General features: G+C 37.1%; 16 protein-coding genes. 2 read left to right on the forward strand and 14 right to left on the reverse strand.

Translation table 11 applies throughout. From position 1 onward, the window contains the following. Window positions 1-28: 28 nt before the first annotated feature. Window positions 29-2455: a DNA topoisomerase IV subunit A gene (gene parC / locus KD050_RS00535; protein ID WP_211894342.1), complete on the reverse strand. Its 2427-nt coding sequence runs from the start codon at window positions 2453-2455 to the stop codon at window positions 29-31. Next, the gene (gene parE / locus KD050_RS00540) at window positions 2452-4422 is read right to left on the reverse strand and encodes a DNA topoisomerase IV subunit B (RefSeq protein ID WP_235753886.1); all 1971 of its coding nucleotides are present in this window, start codon (window positions 4420-4422) and stop codon (window positions 2452-2454) included. The genes parC and parE overlap by 4 nt, the downstream gene beginning before the upstream one ends. Window positions 4423-5088: 666 nt before the next feature. On the opposite strand from parE, the gene plsY reads away from it, so the two are divergent. Next, window positions 5089-5694, forward strand: coding sequence for a glycerol-3-phosphate 1-O-acyltransferase PlsY (gene plsY / locus KD050_RS00545; RefSeq protein WP_211894344.1), 606 nt, complete (start codon window positions 5089-5091; stop codon window positions 5692-5694). A gap of 24 nt (window positions 5695-5718) precedes the next feature. Beyond that, window positions 5719-6012, forward strand: a complete 294-nt coding sequence (locus tag KD050_RS00550) for a HesB/YadR/YfhF family protein (protein ID WP_211894345.1) — start codon at window positions 5719-5721, stop codon at window positions 6010-6012. A 483-nt stretch (window positions 6013-6495) separates the two neighbouring features. Here the strand turns inward: KD050_RS00550 and KD050_RS00555 are convergent, their stop codons facing one another. From KD050_RS00555 to KD050_RS00610, 12 genes are all read right to left on the reverse strand, one after another. Next, on the reverse strand, window positions 6496-6807 hold the full coding sequence (locus tag KD050_RS00555) for a hypothetical protein (protein ID WP_211894346.1): 312 nt from the start codon (window positions 6805-6807) through the stop codon (window positions 6496-6498). Beyond that, the gene (locus KD050_RS00560; RefSeq protein WP_211894347.1) at window positions 6807-7232 is read right to left on the reverse strand and encodes an acyl-CoA thioesterase; all 426 of its coding nucleotides are present in this window, start codon (window positions 7230-7232) and stop codon (window positions 6807-6809) included. Before KD050_RS00560 ends, KD050_RS00555 begins: the two co-directional genes overlap by 1 nt. Before the next feature lie 67 nt (window positions 7233-7299). Beyond that, window positions 7300-7929 (reverse strand): hypothetical protein, encoded by a 630-nt coding sequence (locus KD050_RS00565; RefSeq protein ID WP_211894348.1) that lies wholly within the window; start codon window positions 7927-7929, stop codon window positions 7300-7302. A gap of 158 nt (window positions 7930-8087) precedes the next feature. Further along, complete coding sequence (locus tag KD050_RS00570; protein ID WP_211894349.1) at window positions 8088-9599, reverse strand: class I adenylate-forming enzyme family protein; 1512 nt, start codon at window positions 9597-9599, stop codon at window positions 8088-8090. Window positions 9600-9617: 18 nt separating this feature from the next. Beyond that, window positions 9618-10358: a 3-oxoacyl-ACP reductase FabG gene (gene fabG, locus KD050_RS00575; RefSeq protein ID WP_211894350.1), complete on the reverse strand. Its 741-nt coding sequence runs from the start codon at window positions 10356-10358 to the stop codon at window positions 9618-9620. 101 nt (window positions 10359-10459) lie between these two features. After that, window positions 10460-11341: an intracellular short-chain-length polyhydroxyalkanoate depolymerase gene (locus tag KD050_RS00580; protein ID WP_211894351.1), complete on the reverse strand. Its 882-nt coding sequence runs from the start codon at window positions 11339-11341 to the stop codon at window positions 10460-10462. 13 nt (window positions 11342-11354) lie between these two features. After that, window positions 11355-12362: a 3-oxoacyl-ACP synthase gene (locus KD050_RS00585; RefSeq protein ID WP_211894352.1), complete on the reverse strand. Its 1008-nt coding sequence runs from the start codon at window positions 12360-12362 to the stop codon at window positions 11355-11357. Further along, window positions 12359-13363: a branched-chain amino acid ABC transporter permease gene (locus tag KD050_RS00590; protein WP_211894353.1), complete on the reverse strand. Its 1005-nt coding sequence runs from the start codon at window positions 13361-13363 to the stop codon at window positions 12359-12361. Before KD050_RS00590 ends, KD050_RS00585 begins: the two co-directional genes overlap by 4 nt. Window positions 13364-13369: 6 nt before the next feature. Continuing rightward, complete coding sequence (locus KD050_RS00595; protein ID WP_211894354.1) at window positions 13370-14230, reverse strand: branched-chain amino acid ABC transporter permease; 861 nt, start codon at window positions 14228-14230, stop codon at window positions 13370-13372. A 12-nt stretch (window positions 14231-14242) separates the two neighbouring features. Continuing rightward, window positions 14243-14950, reverse strand: coding sequence for an ABC transporter ATP-binding protein (locus tag KD050_RS00600; protein WP_211894355.1), 708 nt, complete (start codon window positions 14948-14950; stop codon window positions 14243-14245). Next, window positions 14934-15701 (reverse strand): ABC transporter ATP-binding protein, encoded by a 768-nt coding sequence (locus tag KD050_RS00605; protein WP_211894356.1) that lies wholly within the window; start codon window positions 15699-15701, stop codon window positions 14934-14936. The genes KD050_RS00600 and KD050_RS00605 overlap by 17 nt, the downstream gene beginning before the upstream one ends. A 99-nt stretch (window positions 15702-15800) precedes the next feature. Continuing rightward, window positions 15801-17048 carry a substrate-binding domain-containing protein gene (locus tag KD050_RS00610; RefSeq protein ID WP_211894357.1) on the reverse strand — a complete coding sequence of 416 codons (1248 nt, stop codon included), beginning with the start codon at window positions 17046-17048 and terminating at the stop codon, window positions 15801-15803. Between the last annotated feature and the right edge of the window lie 292 nt (window positions 17049-17340).

Below are 17340 nucleotides of genomic sequence, written 5' to 3' on the forward strand. Positions count from 1 at the left end.
TAAAGTGCACTTGCGCATTTCTTATTTATTATTTCTCTTCTTTTGGTTGCTTCCACACTCGAACTAAAGGACCATCTTTTTCTGTGTCAATGACAAATGAACCATTAGAATACCTATCCGATGGACGGAATGATTTTACTTCTATCGATTCCTGACCTTTCTCCGCTTCAATAATAAGTTCGTCATTTTTTTCCACTAATAATACATCAAACACGCGATGAGGATTCGATTTAAGCTCTCTTAAAGTAAGAACTCCACGCTTAGCTCTACCCCCAGCTTCGATTTCGTTTAATGCCATCTTTTTAACGGCACCCCTATGTGTGATAAGCATAATATCTTCGTTGCTCTGTAGGGCAATCGGATTCACACTTACTACAAAATCTTCGTCTTTTAGATTAATTGCTTTAACTCCACCAGTCTTCACACCAGTGATTGGCACTTCATCTAAAGAGAAGCGTACTGAGTAGCTAGCATGGGTCGTGATTAATACATCGTCAGATGGTGCAACGAGTTCTGCCATTATTAACTCATCGGTTTTCTTCAGGTTGATCGTTTTAATCGGTCTTGCGTATCTTTGTACAACATAATCAGAAAGTAATGAACGTTTAATTTGACCATCTTTCGTTGCTGTTAATACGCTTAAATCTTTGTCGAATGAATCTATTCCCATAACTTTAATAATTCTTTCTTGAGAATCTAGAGGCACAATACTCGAAATGTGCTGTCCAAGATCTTTCCAACGTATATCTGGTAATTCATGTACAGGTTGGTAAATATAATTACCTTTAGAAGTAAATAATAATAAATGATTCTGCATATTAATAGGTTCTTTATAGAGTAAATAATCCGAATCCTTAATGGCGAAATCTTGTCCATTAGATGCTGTATAAGAACGTGTACTTGTCCGTTTAATATAGCCGTCCTTCGTTACAGTAACATATACTTCCTCGCTTGGGATAAGGACATCCAATGTCACTTTAATCTCTTCAATTTCATCTTCAATTTTTGATTTTCTTGGCTCTGCAAATTGTTTTCGGACTGTTAAAAGCTCTTTTTTAATAACTTTTAAAAGAATGGATTCTTTTGCAAGAATGCTCTCTAAATCTTTAACTAATTTATTCAGGGTTTCTTCCTCATTTTGAAGCTCTGTAATATCTGTATTAGTTAAACGATATAATTGCAAGGAAACAATTGCCTCAGCTTGAGCTTCTGAGAAATTAAATAATGATATTATGTTATTCTTTGCATCCCTTTTATCTTTGGAAGCTCTGATTGCTTTAATAACTTCATCTAATATAGAAAGAGCCTTCATGAGACCTGCTACAATATGTAGTCGATCTTTGGCTTTTTTCAAATCAAAAACTGTTCGTCGAGTCACTACCTCTTTCTGATGTTCAATGTATGAATCTAACAGAAGAGGTAAAGTCATCATTGTAGGTCTGCGATTATGAATAGCAATCATATTGAAATTATAGGTCACTTGTAAATCAGTATTTTTTAATAAATATTGAAGAATACCATGTGCATCTACTTCTTTTTTCATTTCAATGACAATGCGTAAACCTGTACGGTCTGATTCGTCACGGACATCTGCAATTCCTTCCAGACGTTTGTCATGTCTTTGTTCATCAATTTTCTTCACTAGGTTTGCTTTGTTGACTTCAAAAGGAATTTCGGTAATAACAATTTGTTGCTTACCACCTTTTATAGTTTCAATCTCCGTTTTGGAACGAACTACAATTTTACCTTTTCCTGTTTCATATGCCTTTTTAATACCTTCAACACCTTGAATTATCCCACCTGTCGGAAAATCTGGGCCGTTGATGACGGTCATTAACTCATCTACTGTTGCAGCAGGATTTTCAATTCTCATCAGTACTGCATCAAGAGCTTCATGTAGTGCATGAGGGGGAATATCTGTTGCGTAACCAGCTGATATACCTGTAGATCCATTTACGATTAAATTTGGGAATCTAGCTGGTAATACTACTGGTTCTGAATCAGAATCATCGAAGTTTGGAATATAGTCAACTGTATTTTTATTAATATCGCGAAGTAGTTCATGAGAAATAGCAGAAAGTCTAGCTTCCGTATAACGCATCGCAGCAGGTGGATCTCCATCTACAGAACCATTATTACCATGCATTTCTACGGTCATATGGCGTAGCTTCCAATCTTGACTCATACGAACCATTGCTTCATAAACTGAACTATCACCATGTGGATGATAGTTACCAATTACATTCCCAACTGTTTTAGCCGATTTTCGGAATGGTTTATCATTTGTATTACCTTCTTGGAACATGGCAAATAGAATACGACGTTGAACTGGTTTAAGACCATCTCTAGCATCGGGTAGTGCACGATCTTGAATGATGTACTTGCTATAACGTCCAAACCGATCACCGATCACCTCTTCTAATGGCAAATTTTGATAACGTTCGGTTTGTGTCATGCTAGTTCATCCTCCGTGTGTAATCTGTCATTTTCTAAAATATTCGAATCGTCTTCTAAGCTGAAGTTGACATTGGCTTCTATCCATTTTCGACGAGGTTCTACTTTGTCTCCCATAAGAGTTGTCACATGTCTTTCTGCACGTGCACCATCTTCAATTGTCACTCGAATAAGCGTTCTAGTATCGGGATTCATCGTAGTGTCCCATAATTGGTCAGCATTCATCTCCCCGAGACCTTTGTATCGCTGAAGTATGTATCCTTTACCAATTCTCTCAGAAGCAGCTTCTAATTCTTTTTCCGTCCATGCATATTCGAAAACTTCTTTTTTACCTACCCCTTTATAAATTTTGTAAAGTGGAGGTAAAGCAATATATATATTCCCATTTTCAATTAGTGGTTTCATATAGCGGTAGAAAAATGTTAATAAAAGCACTTGAATATGTGCACCATCAGTATCGGCATCTGTCATGATGACGATTTTGTCGTATGCAATATCATCAATTTGGAATTCGGCCCCTACACCGCCACCAATAGCATGAATAATAGTAGCAATTTCTACATTTTTCATAATATCTGCCAGATTTGCTTTTTCTGTATTAATAACTTTACCACGTAGAGGTAGAATGGCTTGGAATGTACGATCTCGACCTTGTTTTGCAGATCCTCCAGCAGAGTCTCCTTCGACTAAATAAAGTTCATTCTTCGCAGCGTTTCTAGATTGGGCCGGAGTTAACTTACCGGATAATAGTTCAGAAGGTTTCCGTTTTTTGCCGTTACGCGCATCTTCTCTAGCCTTTCTCGCAGCTTCCCGGGCTTGCTGTGCACGAAGTGCTTTTCGTATTAGCGAAGAGGCTAGCTCTGAATTTTCTTCTAAAATATATTGTAATTTCTCGGAAATGACCGAATCTACAGCGCTTCTAGCTTCACTTGTACCAAGTTTTCCTTTCGTCTGTCCTTCGAATTGTAGTATATTCTCTGGAATACGAATAGATATAATAGCAGATATACCTTCTCGAATATCTGAGCCTTCTAGGTTTTTCGCTTTTTCTTTTAACAAATTAGTTTTACGAGCGTATTCGTTAAAAACTCTAGTTAAAGCAGCTTTAGCTCCTGTTTCGTGTGTTCCACCATCACGTGTACGTACATTATTCACAAATGATAAGATGGTTTCTGAATATCCATCATTAAACTGGAATGCAAATTCTACTTCAATCTCATCTTGTATGCCTTCCATGTAGAATACAGGGTGCAAGACATCTTTTTCTTCGTTCAAATAAGAAACGAATGCTTCTATACCCGTTTCATAAAAGAATATGTCATGTGCGTCGGTGCGTTCATCTATTAATTCGATTTTTAATCCTTTTAATAGAAAAGCAGATTCTCTTAACCTTTCACATAATGTTTCGTAATTGTATTTGGACACAGAAAATATAGTGTCATCTGGCAAGAAACGAACGGATGTTCCAGTTTCTTTCGTTGTTCCAACTTGTTTTAGTGACTGAACAACTTTACCGCCATTTTCAAATCGCTGATGGAATTTTTTACCCTCTCGATGAATTTCTACATCTACATAGGTAGAAAGTGCATTTACAACAGAAGCTCCTACACCATGGAGTCCGCCGCTTGTTTTATATCCACCTTGTCCAAATTTACCACCGGCATGTAAAACGGTAAAAATTACTTCCGCAGTTGGTATTCCTGTTTTATGTGTACCAGTAGGCATTCCACGGCCAAAATCACGCACTGTAATACTTTGATCTTCATGAATTGTTACGATGATATGATCACCAAATCCGGCAAGGCTTTCATCTACTGCATTATCTACGATCTCATACACTAAATGATGCAATCCTCTTGCATCTGTTGAACCAATATACATACCCGGTCTTTTACGAACGGCTTCTAAGCCTTCTAAGACCTGAATATCATCATCACTATAGCTATTTACTGTTCCAACTTTACTCAAATACTTTCCCTCCAAAACAAAACATCTGTTCTTTAGTCTTTCTTTAGCGTACAAATGGATCCTCATTATGTCAATTTTTTCAGTAGTTAATATCAGAATTTAATTGTAAGGAAAGATTTATTATAATGCAAACTCCCTTTTCAAGCATTCTATATTTCGTTACACTATTCCTTCTTGACTATTAGAGATTAAAGAATAAAAAACTGGAGTTAGCGCATTGGCTACTCCACTTACTCTACTTTTGATAAAGTGAAGCTTCCTTAAATGGTGGTTCTTCATCCCCCATTTATGGAGAAATTAACCTCTGGCCTAATGCCGCGTCGTGCGGCAATGCCTGAGTGACCAATATCCCGTTGGACTAACCAATCGAGGATTTACAGGCTGTTTGTCCTCCACCTATTATTCTCGATTTTCTCTCACCAAAAGTTGAGGTGGGCTATTACAGCTTGTTAATCCGGGATATGTTCGACTACAAATGATTATAACCTAATAATAATAATTTATTTGGTTTTATGTATGTTTCGTTCTTCTATCTCTCCAATTGTATCATGTCTTAATAAAAGATTTGAAAAACCTTTCTAGCTAGGGCATTGAATACTTACAAATGTACATGGTACACTTAAAATTGTTAAAGATAATATTAGATTTATATTAAAGGAGTATTCTATGATCATAATTCTTTTACTCTTACTCGCTTATCTTATTGGTTCCCTTCCATCTGGACTATGGATTGGCAAACTATTTTATAATATAGATATACGAGAGCATGGTAGTGGTAATTTAGGTGGTACAAACACATTTAGAACACTCGGAAAAAAAGCCGGATTAGTTGTCACAATAATGGATATTCTTAAAGGGACAGCTGCAACACTTCTAGGTTCTTTGGCCATATTCGAATCAACAAATATACATCCACTAATTTTGGGTATTATAGCAGTGGTCGGTCATATGTTCCCGATTTTTGCTGGATTTAAGGGTGGAAAGGCTGTAGCAACCTCAGGTGGTCTTTTACTAGGATATAATTGGCCTATTTTTGTTATCTTAATTATTGGTTTTTTTATCATCTTGAAATTGACGCGGATGGTGTCCCTTACATCTATGATTTTAGCGATTGTTGCTGTCATTTATAGTGTCATCTACTACTTTACTGTAGATAAAGATTGGCCACTTATAATTATTGTTCTGTTACTGGCAGTATTTATATTTTATCGTCACCGTGCAAATATTAAACGCATTAAAGATGGTACCGAACCAAAAGTAACTTGGATCTAATCTAATGAAAGTATGGTGGTACGTATGAAAATACTTATTTCTTCCGATGCAATGAATTGGTTTCATGAGGAAATGGAAGCGGTAAAAGGCGATACAATTCGTTTTTTTGCCCGTTATGGAGGATCAAGCCCTATTCATGAAGGTTTTTCTTTAGGTGTCACAAAGGACACCCCATTCGAGCCTACAGTTACTTATAAAGAAGAGGATATCCTTTTTTTCATAGAAGAGCGGGATGAATGGTATTTTGACGGACATGACCTCTATGTAGATTTTGATTCTACACGAGACGAATTATCCTATGCATACAAAAAAGCGTAACCCAGTGGGTACGCTTTTTTGTTTACTAAAGGAATCAATTTCATAATAAAGTATTCAGTACTAAATCCGAACAAAGTTGATTTACACTTCAGGCGGACGCTTTCCGCGGGGTGAGCGATGAACCATCACCGCCCCTACGGGTACGATGTGATGGTTCATCTGTCTCACTGCTCCCGCTAGAGTCGCCGCCTTGCGCTCCAATCAACGAAATCCACTGTAAATAAACGGATAATTTAATATAACTCCACATCAATATTCGTGTTTTAAATTAAAATAAGTAATTATGATATTGACTCAAGAAAAAGTATAAAATCACAATAATAACATTTTATATTTTTTTATAAAAGAGATCCCATACATATGACTTAGCAAAACAACAACACGAATTTAAAAGAGTGCTCAAGATAAAAAGTAGGATTTGCATGTTTAGAATAAAGAATTACAAAAGTAGAATATAAAACGAGCCTGTGATTTTATGAATATTTACCGATTAAAGGGTTTTTTAAATCTGTCTAGCTGCTCCTTCAATCCTTCTTTTTCCATAATATCTAATTCATATTTGCCAAACAAATCAAAATGGGGATATGCTTCCTTATAGTCAATCCATTCTGCTTGTAAGCCATGTTGCTTGCCCCAATCGATTAACTTTTGCACGTCATTGCAGCCAACTTTAGTCACCGTGTTACAGCCAGGAAAACGTTCATCGATCCAATAATGAGTTAAAAATGCTATTTCCCCATTCTGGACATCCTGCTTCCATTCATTCAACTCGTGACGTTTAATACCAAATGCCATTAAACATTCACCTTGGCTATTTCTACATATTTTGCATCCCAGGCCTCATGAACTCGCTTAAGAGATACAGGACGGAAGTTATCTTTCTTTACTATTACATGTTCAGATGTAGCGGTAGAGGCAACTGTGCCATCTTCATGAACAATTTCGTACCCGTATGTTGTTCGTAGCTTACTGTGTTTTTCAATCCATGTTCTAATCATTACAGTTTCTCCGTATTTTACAGGAGTTCTATAATTCACGTTTACATTCGTTACTGGCGATATGTATCCGTCCTGCTCTAGTCCAGCATAGGAGAATCCTAAGTCTTTAATAAGCTGGGTTCTACCTATTTCTAACCAAATGACATAGTTTGCGTGGTATACCACACCCATTTGATCCGTTTCGGCATAACGTACTTCAATTTCTTTTTCACTTAAAAACATTTATGGTCACCTCAGTGACTATTATACTAAATAGAATATAAAAATACTGTTTAGGAATACTTTACAGTTAAAATTCATCCCTTTTCAATATGATCCCTTTCTTAATATCTTCTAGTATTTTAGGCAAATCATTGATTGGTAATAAATCAACTTCATTAATAAATTTTTTAAATTCGATTTCAGCTATTTCAGTACCGAGTGTATATTCTCCAATGACTATCTCAAGCAGATCAAGAACTACTGCATAATAATTATCATTTTTTTCCTCAAAGCCTTTAATATATAAAGAAAGAAAAAATGCCTCACGTTCCTTTTCATACATATAGTCGAAGAAGACATCATCTCGAGTAATTTCAATATCATCGCTTGTCGTTCCATGTTCATCATCATTGCGTTGGTTGAACGCGATGATTGTAAATCTCTCCATTTTAGGAGCAGCCTCTACTAAACGAATTACATCTGGAAAGTTTTTTCCGATGCCCGAACCACTAATTGTAAATTCTCGTTTATCATCGAGCAATTGTTTTGGCATTGAAAACACAAGTTGGTTGTTTACTTTCTTTATCAATCTATGTAACTCACCAAATAATTTATCTATGTCCTCATCTCGGAAACTATACAGTTCTTTTTCGTGTTCTTGAAAGTATTGCCAAAATGCCTCAATAGGATCTTTCTTTTTAAAGAAATTTAAAAACATGAAAACGCCTCCTTTTGTTCCTTTAAGTATAAACTAAAATTCCATCTTTGTTTATAATAAACAAAAGCAATAGAGTCTAGACGAAAAATGACTTGTAGAAAATTTTCCACGTGACTAAATTTTATTATTTCCTTACAATCTTAAAAGGGCCGGCAATATTACTCCGAACCCCTCTTTGTTAAAATTATATTTGAGCTTTCTCCAGCCAGCTCGTATAACTTCTTTTTATCAATTTTCCCTACATCTGTTCGGGGCAATTCATCTACAAAGATAATCTTTTTAGGAACTTTAAATCCACCTAAATAATCTTTGCAGTGTGAAATTAGTTCTTCCACAGAAGAAAGTGTATGTGCATTATTACAGATAAAAGCTGTGACACATTCTCCCCATTTTGTATCTGGAATGCCGATAACGGCTGCTTCTCGAACACTCGAATGCAAAATTAGACACTGCTCCACTTCTTGTGGATAGACATTCTCTCCACCTGTAATAATCATTTCCTTCTTTCTACCTACAATATAATAGTCACCATCTTTATCGAATCTTGCTAAGTCTCCGGATTTTAACCAACCGTCTTGAAGGGTAAGCTCCGTCTCTTCCTCATTGTTCCAATAATGGCTGAATAGGTGTTTTCCTGAAATATAAAGCTCTCCTACTTCATCTACACTGCATTCTCGACCTTCCTTGTTCATTATCTTTACTTCATTAAACTGCATACTCTTCCCAACCGAGCCTTTTTTGCTATATGCAATTAATGGATCAACATAAAAATTATTTGGACCTGCTTCAGTTAATCCATAGCCTTCTTTAAATAAGATACCTTTTTCATTGAACTTATCATAAATAGAATGAGGACATGGCGCTCCTCCAGCTAGAAATACTTTTACAGTTGGAAAAGAAGCAGTTTTTATATACTCCGTTTCAAGCATCGCCTGATACATAGTTGGAACGAAAAGTGAAATTGTAGTCTTGTATGTATTTATTGCTTTCAAGGCCTCTTCGGCTCGAAAACGACTACCTATGACGACCGTTCCACCTGCCATCAATATAGGAATACAAAGTGCATTAATGCCCCCTGTGTGAAACATAGGCATATAATTTAAAGTACAATCTCTGTCACTAAGTCCCCAGCTGATAATAGTATTCATCGCATTCCAATTAACTGCATTAAATGATAAAACCACGCCTTTTGGTTTTCCTGTAGTTCCTCCTGTGTAAATAATCATCCAAGGATCCGCCGAACTCCATTTATAATTAATAAAATGATTGGTTGATATTCCTATCGTCTTTGTGACTAATACTAACTCTACATCCGAAAAAGCTTCACCAGCTTGTTGATGCTCCTCATCACAAATAATTAGTACTGGCTTACAATCATCCAATATATACCGTAACTCGTTGCTGCTTAAGCGGAAATTCAAGGGTACATAAATGAGTCCTGTCATACCACAAGCGAATAGAATAGCAAATAATTCAATCCTGTTTTCGGACAAAACTACGATACGATCGCCTTTTTCATAATCTTGTTGTTGAAAATAATGAGTCCACTGAGAAACCTGACTGATCAACCTTTCATAGCTCCAATGTCTTCCTGTGCAACTATCGATAAGAGCAGTCTTAGTTGGCGTCAGCGCTGCACGTTTATATATCCATGCTTGTTCTGTATACATATGGTACAGCCCCCTCCATCACATCATAATACCGCCATCTACTTGTAATACATGACCATGTACATAACTAGATTCTTCCGATGCTAAAAACAGATAAGCGTTTGCTATATCCCTTGGATCACCTAAACGCTGCAAAGAAACGACGGATTTCATTTGGTTGATGATCGTTTCAGGCATTTTCGCTACCATTGCAGTGCTCGTAAAACCTGGTGCAACTGCATTGACATTTATACCTTTTCTCCCTAACTCTTTTGCCCATGTTTTGGTCATCCCAATTACAGCAGCCTTGGATGCTGCATAATTTGTTTGCCCCACATTTCCATACACACCACTTACAGAGGAGGTATTAATAATTTTACCGTGACCTTGCTTCACTAGATGTGGTACAACAGCCTGAGTGCAGTTAAATACTCCGGTTATATTTACATGAAGAACGCTTGAAAAGTCATCCTCAGTCATTTTTGTTAGCATGGCATCCCGAGTAATACCAGCATTATTAATAAGAATATTAATCTGCCCAAAATAATCCATTGTTTGTTCTATAAGAGCATCCACACTATCTCTTTTTGCAACATCCACTTGAATAAACTTAACATCATAGCCTAGTTTGTTTAGTTCTACTTCTTGTGTTGCTCCTGCCTCAGCATCATAGTCCGCTAATACAACCTTTGCCCCTTCTTCCGCAAAACGTTGTGCAGCAGCCAAGCCTATTCCATTCGCTGCTCCTGTTATAATGGCTACTTTATCCTTTAATCTCATAGTTTCATTCCCCTTTATACCGGTTTTACGGCTGTTTATCCCTGATTGGTTCAACTAACAATCAGAGGGGATGAAGATCCCCCTAAGATAGAAGTTTCACTTTATAAAAACGCTTCAATTTTATCCGTTAGCTGCTCTAAGTCATCTATTAGTGGTGAGTGTCCACTATCTATTAAAGGAATATACGTGGCATTTTCTCCTAAATCTGCTACGATTTCTTGAGTCATTTCTTCTGAAACGACATAGTCCCTATCTCCTCTTAAGATAAGAACTGGTATTGTAATTTGCTTTGCTTGGTCTGTACCTTCAGAAAGTCCGTTATTGGTTCCGCTAATATTGAAAGTATTTAACGCGTGATAGACATCAGCCAAATTTCGCTGTGTTAGCATATCGTTCACATATTCCTCATAAGCGGTTTCATCAGGCTTTTTATGGGTATAGATTGCTGCATTCCAGACTGCTTTTAATCCTTCTTTATTACCAGTATCATATAAACCTTGAATGGCAAGAGTCTTTGTTGGATTTTCTTCTATTTCCTCGATTGTTTTTAGTCTTCTGTTTAAGTCCGGTGTCCCGTCTTCTTTTACCCCATAAAACGGATAGCCTCTAGTCGATGCAGATGCAAGCAATACTAGCTTTTCACAGCGACCAGGATGGTCCACTACATATTGCATACTAATGGCGCCTCCAGTAGACCAGCCAATTAAATAGAAATTCTGTAAGTCTAATGCATTCACTATCTCACTTAAATCATTCGCAAAATCTTTAATTCCTTGAATTCTATTATGATAAGTCGATTCCCCGAAGCCTCTTAAATCAATAGCATATATCGAAAATCTTTTATCTAGTCTTTCTAGCAAAACATCCCAATGCTTAGATGATGTCATATTCCCATGGACGAGCACGATTGTTTCCTCTCCACCAGAACGAACACGGTAAGCAATACTATCGCCACTTGAAAGCTGAATCTTAGGTAAACTCATATACACCCTCCTCTTAATTTCCCCATTTAATTGCAACTGCTCCCCACGCATAGCCAATACCTGCACTTACTAGAACAACTAAATCTCCATTTTTTAGTTTCTTTGCTTCTTGGGCTAGTTCTAAAGAAATAATTTGATCCATCTGTCCAATATGTCCGTAATCACTCAAATAAATAGACTGATCACTCGTTAAACCCAATTCATTTAACACAAAGTCATGTGCAGATTTTTTCATATGAAGAATGCCTAAATAGTTGATATCCTTCTCGGAATATCCACTTTTCATTAAAGCATTTCTAATAACTAGTAAAAAGTTTTGCATGGATTTTTGTTCTAGTCTTGCTTTCATTCCTACAGGATCCATTACGTCCAAACGATAAAGTCCCTGCTCTAAATGGATAGATGTCAAAGGCTCTTTTGTTCCTCCAACAGGTACTAGTACATCTTCAGAGAAGGATCCATCTGTGATTAAATCTGATTCTAAAAGAGTATTTTCATAGTAATTTTTCTTTAAAATCATTGCTGCTCCACCAGCCCCTAGATTAAACATGAATCTAGTTCGTTCATTTGTATAATCTATCAAATCACTGTTTCGATATCCTCCTGCTAAAAGTACTGTATTTATAGTCGGATCTGATTCCATTAAACTTTTTGCGACCTTCATGGCCATGATAGTGGTTCCACAGCGTAATGCAACATCAAACCCCCATGCATGATAAGCGCCGAGCTCTTCTTGAATTTTAATAGCAGCTGTCCACAGAGGATATTCCTTATGTTCTTCGCCGATGTAAATTATCAAATCAATTAATTTAGGATCTATACTTCCTTTTTGCAATGCTTTTTCAGCAGCTTTTATGGCCATGGCTACAGTATGATCTTCTGGACCAGGGATTGGTTTTTGTGTTATTCCCATTTTGTTTTTAACTACTGACAGCGGAAGTCCGGATTTCTTGACAATATCTTCTGCTGTCATTACATTTTCGGGAATATACACACCTGTACTTGCAATTCCAATGGTCATTTAGCTAACCCCTTTCTTTTCGGGGAAATAGAAATTTTTATAGGATTCTTTTTCTTCCAAAATAAATGTTTAACGGTACCAACAATACCTCTAGGAAAGAAAATAACGGCTAATATATACACTATTCCAAAGAAAATAATCCACCGCTCAAATATAGGATGCTCTTTTGCAAGGCCAGATAAGTAATGTTGAGCTAGTTCTATTACACCGGCACCTATAATCGGCCCTATTAAAGTACCAACTCCTCCGATGATTGTCATGAGGAGAGCATCTAAGGTTATATCCATCGTCAGGACACTCGTATTTACGAATCTCAGCGAAACTGCGTAAAGTGATCCTGCTAAACTTGCTATTACACCAGCCACCACTGACGCAATTACTTTATAGTGCAACGTTTGAAAGCCCAATGATTTGGTACGCTGTTCATTTTCCCTAACTGCTATTAAAACTCTACCTAATGGTGAATCTACAAATCTACGTAGACAGAGGTACACTAATACCAAACAGCCAAGAACGAGTAAATAATACATCATGCGATCTTTAAAAAACTCTGGTGCTCGAAATGTAAATCCATCGTTGCCAAACGTTAAGGTTCTCCATTTCTCTGCTAATACTAAAAACAACCCCGAGACTGCCATTGTCAGCATAGCGAAGAAATGACTTTTTAATCGCAACGTTAGCAGTCCGACTAAAAAGCTAATGATTCCTGCAATACACATTCCAACAGCTATCGATAAAACAAACATTCCAACTGTTGGTTCAAAACGATCGAGCATAATAGCAGTAGCGTAAGCGCCCATCCCGAAAAACATCGCATGACCAAACGATACAATGCCGGTATATCCTAGTAATATGTCATAGCTCATTGCTAGGATGGAAAAGATAAATATTTGAGTCAGTAATATTGTCCATGTACGTGAATCGGATACAAAAGGAAAAATGGCTAAAGCGACGACAATAACAAATAATATAATCTTATTAACTTGGAATGTTGACTTCATTTTGTATCATCCTTTCGCCGTGAACAAGCCTTGCGGACGGAATATTAATACGATTGCCATAAGCATCATATTGACCGCAAGCGATAAAGCTGGGACATAGTAAGCCATGAAGCTACCAGCAAGCCCTACTAATATTGCAGCAAGAAGTGAGCCTGGAAAACTACCCATTCCACCAATAACTACAACGATGAAAGCGAGAATTGCAAATTCCATTCCCATCTCTGCGTAAATTACTCCGGAATACGGTGCCATAAGCACCCCACTTAACGCAGCTAGTGCAGCGCCAACCATAAATACATATAAAAATACTTGCTTAATATTAATACCGAGTGCCTGCACCATCTCTTTGTTCATTACCCCTGCACGAACGATTAATCCAATTTTTGTACGCTTCAAGATGAACTGAAAGATTCCAAACACGATAAATCCAATGATAATAATAAATAACCGATACTTGATAATGATTACATCACCAATTTCCCAGCTCCCCGATAAAAGGGGTGGAGTTTTAGCAGCAAGTTGATTTGGTCCAAAAACGACCTTTAGCATTTCGGATAATACGATCATAAAGCCAAGTGTGATGAGTATTTGCTGTACGTGATTTCCATAAACTGGCGTTATAATTAGTTTTTCAGTTATAAATCCAAGAACAACTCCTGTTAATATCGCGCCAAGTATTGCTAGGGTAAAACTATCTGTTACACCGTAAAACCAAACGCCTGAAAACGCACCCCAAGCAAATAGACCACCATGGGCGAAATTCAATACATCCATCAAACCGAATATTAACGTTAGTCCAGCAGCTAAGAGAAATATTAACATCCCCGTTGCCAAACCATTAATTAATAAGTTGATTAGTAACTCCATTTAATAACCTCCTTAGCCAATTCCTAGGTACTTACGCTTGAGCTCTTCATTTTCAATCAGTTCCTGCATAAGCCCGGACTGCACAGTTTCTCCATCATCGATTAGTGTGTATGTATCACCAATTTTGCTAGCCATCATAAAATTTTGTTCCACTAGAATAATTGTTGTTTGTTTTTTCATTTCAATGATTGCTTCCATTACTTTTTCTATTACGACAGGTGCTAGACCTTTGGAAGGCTCATCGATTAATAGCAGTTTACTTTCATTTACGAAAGCTCTTGCCATCGAAAGCATTTGCTTTTGACCTCCGGATAAATGTCCACCATCTTTTTTCCAATACTTTTTTAAATCTGGAAATAGCTCTAGTACATATTCCTGTCTCGCTAAAGCGGCATCATCTTCTTTTCTGATTGCCACTTTAATATTCTCTTCAACCGTTAATGCACCGAAAATCCCTTGATCTTCTGGTACATATCCAATACCCTTTGAGGCGATATGGTGGGTCTGTGTTTTTGCAATAGATTTATTGTCAAATGTGATTTGACCTGAAGTGGCAGGGGTTAAACCCATAATTGTTTTTAATGTAGTTGTTTTCCCCGCACCATTTCGACCAAGTAATACACTGACTTCACCAGCTTTTGCCTCGAAGGAAACGCCTTGTAAAATGTGATATTGACCTATATGCGTATGCACATTCTCTACTTTAAGCAAGATGCTCATCGTATAATCCCCCTAAATAAGCATGTTGAACGGTTTCATTATTCATAATTTCCATAGGTGTACCGTCCGCTAGTAATCTACCATTGAACAAAACCATGATGGAATCAGATAAATCCATAATCATATCCATTTTGTGTTCGATCAATAATATCGTTCTTTCGCCCGTTTGCTTAATCTGTTTAATAACATCCAAAATAGCTGGTACCTCTTCTAATGACATCCCTGCTGTAGGTTCATCTAGCAGTAAAACCTCTGTGTCTAGAGCTAGCAACATTGCAATCTCTAACTTTCTCTTTTCACCATGCGAGAGTTGTGTGGCAAATGCATTTGCTTTGTTAGAAAGTAGAACGATTTCTAATAACCTTTCTGCTTGTATTTCTAAATCTTTGTATGAGGTAAAATGTCGGAAAATTTGATATCTAATTTTCTCTTTAGACTGAACTGCTAGGCGAACGTTTTCAATGACGGTTAAATTAGGAAAAACATTGGTTATTTGAAATGACCGTCCAAGTCCTTTCCGAGTACGAGCAACTGAGGATTTTCCAGCCAGTGATTCCCCACGAAAAAACACATCTCCACTAGTCGGTTTTAGTTCCCCACTTATAAGATTAAAAAAGGTTGTCTTGCCTGCCCCATTTGGTCCGATAATAGATTTAAAATGTTTTTCTGGCATCTCAAAATTGACATTATCTACTGCGGTTTGCCCACCAAATTTTATCGTTAAGTTTTCTGTACGCAATATTGGTTCCATCCTTTATACCCCTTTCCAAAATCACTCTCCATAGGATAGAGAATTGTTCTATCCTATGGAGAGTGAGCGACCCAAGATAAATAGGTCGTCACTTTACCATTATTTATTATTTAATATTGGTGGCTCCGTTTCTTCTGGGGAAAGCTCTCTTATTAGAACAGGAACTGGATAATCCACACCATCTTGTTTTTCTAACTTGATCGAATATAGCGTTTGCAATGCTTGGTGATCCTCTGGACGGAAAGTCATTGTTCCTTTAGGTGTTTCAAATGACATTCCTTCCATGATCTTAATCATTTCATTGCCGTCTGCATTTCCTCCTGATTTTTCTAGTGCCTCCACAATGGCAATTGCTGCTGTCATACCGCCAGGAGTAAATAAATCAGGCACTTCTCCGTTAAAACGTTTTTTATGTTCTTCGACTAACCAATCATTAATATCATTATCAGGTAGAGTGTGATAATAAACAGAGAATCCTTCCATTCCTACAAGTGGCTCCATAATAGACAGTGCTGGAATATCAGGAGCTCCAGTCGAAATTTTGATGCCATTTTCCTGTAGCTTCAAATCTGCTATTTGGTTCCAAGGTGAGTTAGCTCCTGCCCACACGACAAATAAGTAATCGGGTTTTGCTTGAATGATTTTTTGTAGATTAGACGTAAAATCTGTAGCTGCAGGATCTGCAAATTCTTCTAACACTATTTCTGCACCTAGTTCTTCAGCTGCGTTTTTAAATGCAGCAACTCCATCCCAACCAAACGAGTAATCTGGAGCAAATGTTGCTATCTTCACACCAGGCTTGGCGATAGCTGCAGCACCTGCAACAGCATCTTGAGAAGAGTTTCGACCAGTTCTAAAAAGATAAGGATTAAATTCAGAACCAGTAATGCTATCAGCAACAGCAGGTTCGACAATCATAATTTTTTCGTATTCTTCTGCTAATGGGAGTACCGCTAACGTGTCACCGGAGCTAGAAGATCCAACTAAGAAATCAACCTCATCCTCTTCTAATAGTTTCGTAGCTTTTTGTACCGCTACTTCTGGCTTCGTTTCTGTATCTTCAAAAACAACTTCTATTTTCTTTCCTGCTACCTCCATTGTCCCGTCAGTAGCATATTCTAAACCTAGTTCAAATCCATTTCTTGTTTGCTTCCCGTAAGATTCCAAAGCCCCGGTTAATGAAGCAAGTACCCCAATTTTGATCGTTCCACCTTCTTCTGTAACTTCTCCAGAGGTGGTAGTTGTTTCACCCTCAGCTTCTTCAGTCGTACTTGCTTTATCACTACAAGCCGCACTAATGATAAGTAAAAATAAGAGAGTTAATAATAATTTCCACTTTTTAACCATGTTCATCCCCCTCAACATTTTTGAAAGCGCTATCATATTTCTGTTTCATCATACAAAATAGGAGTTACAAAAGAGTTACAAAGAAGACATTGCTCTAAAGAGCAATGTCTTCTTTGCGACGAGCTGTGCACAGGAGCAAAGTAATTTGAATTTTATTCTAGTTGGAATGGGATATTTTCCTAACCAAATAATTCAGCATTCTTTATACATAAGTAGAGTTAAAATTCAATTTCTCCTCACGTTGGAGAAAGAAAAAATAGACCTAACGGAAATCTTGAATTCTTATTTTATT

Source organism: Psychrobacillus sp. INOP01, assembly GCF_018140925.1.
GTDB lineage: Bacteria > Bacillota > Bacilli > Bacillales_A > Planococcaceae > Psychrobacillus.